This window comes from Clostridium sp. (assembly GCF_016650095.1).
GTDB lineage: Bacteria > Bacillota > Clostridia > Clostridiales > Clostridiaceae > Clostridium_AD.
Genome location: NZ_JAENWL010000378.1, coordinates 1 through 3,617, shown reverse-complemented (window position 1 = coordinate 3,617; position 3,617 = coordinate 1). Strand labels below are relative to the sequence as shown.

The 3,617-nt window shown below is 34.7% G+C and carries 3 protein-coding genes; 2 read left to right on the top strand and 1 reads right to left on the bottom strand.

Going from position 1 to position 3,617, the window contains the following annotated elements; genetic code table 11:
- A partial coding sequence (locus JJE11_RS16600) for a sodium:alanine symporter family protein (protein ID WP_291637618.1) occupies positions 1–1,451 on the bottom strand: 1,451 nt, incomplete at its 3' end.
- Positions 1,452–2,021: 570 nt separating this feature from the next.
- Here JJE11_RS16600 and JJE11_RS16595 point away from each other — a divergent pair.
- Together JJE11_RS16595 and JJE11_RS16590 are read left to right on the top strand one after the other, a co-directional pair.
- A complete protein-coding gene (locus tag JJE11_RS16595) occupies positions 2,022–2,201 on the top strand; it encodes a carbon storage regulator (protein WP_291637616.1) in 180 nt (59 codons plus the stop codon).
- A 221-nt stretch (positions 2,202–2,422) separates the two neighbouring features.
- A partial coding sequence (locus tag JJE11_RS16590) for a hypothetical protein (protein WP_291637614.1) occupies positions 2,423–3,617 on the top strand: 1,195 nt, incomplete at its 3' end.

The window sequence follows — 3,617 nt, the reverse complement described above, 5'->3', positions numbered from 1 at the left end:
GGATAGTTCTGTGCTGTGATGTCATTCCATGCTTCAGCACCTTTAATACCACATCTTTCAGGAATAAAAACAGGATCCAAACCCATCTTCTTTTGCTGCTCATAATCTTTAAGAGTTGCAAGAACAGGTTTTGTTAATAGTATAATAGCGATTATATTAAGCCACGCCATCATTCCAACACCAATGTCCGCAAGATTCCAAGCCATACTTGATGTACGGATTGTTCCGTAAAATGTAGATACTACTAAAACTACTTTCGTAATAAATGAAATAGTTTTCAAATTCTTACTCTTCTTAAACAGATATGAAACATTACTTTCAGTATAGTAGGCAAAGGCAAGTAATGTAGTGAAGGCAAAGAAGAAGATTGCAATAGCAATAAATGGACTTCCAAGACCGGGAATCATTGTATTTATAGATTCCTGAGCGAAGGCAGGACCAACACCAACTCCTGGAAGATTTTCAACTAAAAATCCACCGGCGGGATTTGCAACATTGTATTTTCCCGTAGAGAGTATCATAAGTGCAGTTGCTGTACAAACGAATAATGTGTCCACATAAACTGAGAAAGATTGAACAAGACCTTGTTTTGCTGGGTGGGATACTTCTGCAGCAGCGGAAGCCTGTGCGCCAGTACCCATTCCTGCTTCGTTAGAATAAAGTCCTCTTTTTACTCCCCACATAACTGCATTTCCAAATATAGCACCGAATGCTGCGTTAGCATTAAATGCAGAACTGATGATTAAACCAAACATTGCTGGTATATTTTTAAAATTTATAACCAAAATAGATAAAGCAATTAGGATATAAGCGGCTGCCATAAAGGGAACAACTGCTCCAGCGACGTTACCGATTCTTTTAACTCCACCGAAAATGACAAATCCGAATAAAACAGCAACAAAAATTCCTGTAACATATGGAGATATACCAAAAGCGGTCTGTGATGTCTCTGCAATGTTAAACGCTTGGATACCTGGGCCTGTAAAGCCATTTCCTATGATTGTTACTATAGCAAATAGTATAGCAAAAGGTTTGTTTTTCAATCCTTTTTCTATATAGTATGCTGGACCTCCACGGTAATCACCAGCAATATCTTCTTTCCACACCTGGGCCAAAGCGGATTCTGCGTAGGCCGAACCGGCTCCTAAGAATGCAATAATCCACATCCAAAAGATTGCTCCTGGACCACCATAGAATATTGCAGTAGCAACTCCAGCAATATTTCCTACACCTACACGTCCACCTAATGCCATGGCGAAACTTTGAAAAGATGAAACACCTTGTGTAGAACTTTTTCCTCTAAATAATTGGTGAACCATGTCTTTGATTAGGCGAAGCTGTGGAAATTTCATTAGTATTGAAAAATAAATACCAGCTCCCAAACAAAGATATATCAGACCTGAACCCCAAAGTTTACCCGCGAACCAACCTGTTAAAGCAGCAAAATCCATTTAATAATCCCCCTCTTATAATGGATAGTGTAAACACTATCGTTGTTTTAATTTGTGATGTTCTATTTATTTTTCTTCTATTATAATACCGTCACTTCACAAATCCTCAATTTAAATCAAGAAAATTTTAAATTCTAGATATTTTTTATAAATAACTATGCATAATTATGCTAAGCTTCAATTTATTACACAGTAAATAAGAAAATCATTTTCAATGAGATAAATCATTAATAAAATCATAAATGGCTTCAACCATTAGAAAATACTTTCAATTATTGTGACACCAAGTATCATTAATATAAACAAATATATCATCATTATATTGGTAAAAAAAAATTTAATTTAGTACTAAAGTATTAGAAATAATATACGATAAAAGTATTAATAACAAAAAAGAAGAATTTAATGGTGATGTTATTAACAAGGATGTTAGTAATATTGGCATAGGTGAAAAAATTATATAGTTGTTCAAGGAAGAGTTAATACATGGTAAATCTAAATTTTGGATTTATTGTATTGGCTCTTTTTTATTTTTAAAAAAACCGAATGAGTAAAAAAGGGGGAAGAAGAATGCTTGCACTAGGAATTAGAACTGGGGAAACAATTAGTATTGGGGACAACATAAAAATTACTTTCATTAAGGTTAAGGATAACACAGTAAGGATATCCATAGACGCTCCTAGGGATGTAATCATCTTGAGAGATGGAGTGCAAGATAAAAATAAAGAAGCAATATTACAAGTAGTATAAGTAAAATAAATTGTTTCATTACTCATTACCTCAAGGAAGAGTTAATACAATCATCAATTCATAATAACAGGGTAGTTATTATGGTTAGGATTGTAACTCTTCCTTTTTTGTTATAAAAAATATGAACAAAATTTCAATCAATCAGCTTGTAAGTCCAAAAATCTTAAATATAAAACAGTGGAACAGGGATGTCCACTTAAAAAATCAGGGAGGTATTTATTATGATAATCAATCACAATCTAGGTGCTATGAATGCTAACAGACAAATGGGAATCAACCAAGCAAATGCTGGTAAATCAATGGAAAAACTTTCTTCGGGTCTTAGAATAAACAAAGCTGGAGATGATGCAGCAGGCCTTGCAATATCAGAAAAAATGAGAGGTCAAATAAGAGGTCTAGATCAAGCTTCTGCTAATTCACAAGATGCTATCTCACTTATTCAAACTGGTGAGGGTGCGTTAAATGAAACCCACAGCATTCTTCAAAGAATGAGAGAACTAGCAGTACAAGGTTCTAATGATACGAATACAACAAGTGATAGGGCAGAAATTCAAAAGGAAGTAAATCAATTAACTTCTGAAATCAACCGTATAGGAAATACAACAGAATTCAATCAGAGAAAATTATTGGATGGTTCAATAAAAGTTGGAACTGGCTCCGATATTGATACTACAGATGCGAATAAAGCTGTTTATAGCGGTACTTCTTTTTCAAATATTAAATTAGACTCAAGTTCTATACTTGCAAGCGGTTCATATGAGGCTAAGTTAGAAAATCTTGGAGGAAAAGAAAGTAATGATGTAGGATCAAGCCTGGATCCAACTGGTGTAGCAAATGTAGCCAATAAGGTTACTGGCACTAACACTGAACTTGATGCTGGAATTTATAGTGTTGAAGTAAAGACAGAAAATGCTATGACGGCCACTACATTTGTAAAAAGTACAGGTATAGCAGATATCAATGCTATTACTGTGGCTGCTGATGCAAATTTAGTCGATAGCGATGTTTATAGTATAGATATCACTAAGAAGGTAGAACAGACTGCAACAGATGTTAATACTTCAGGTTTATCTAATCTTACTATGGATGGTACTGATGTACCTACAGATGCTGTATATAAAATTGAAACAAGTGCCAAAACAGATACTGTTATAGATAATTCTGGTAGTTTAATTGATGACTCAGTTATTAGCAATGTAACTATTGATAAAGATTCTGCTTTTGCTGAAGATGTTACAAATGGTGCACAAATTCAAATCACTAAAGCTAGCGCAGTAACAGTAGGGTCAACCGCGGGAATAGCAAATGTAGCTTCAGCAGGTGCTACTAAAGTGGCAGATGGAGACTATACAGTATCTACCAAGGTAGGGATTGTACCATCAACGAATGGTGATGATGCTGCAAAAACAGCAATTG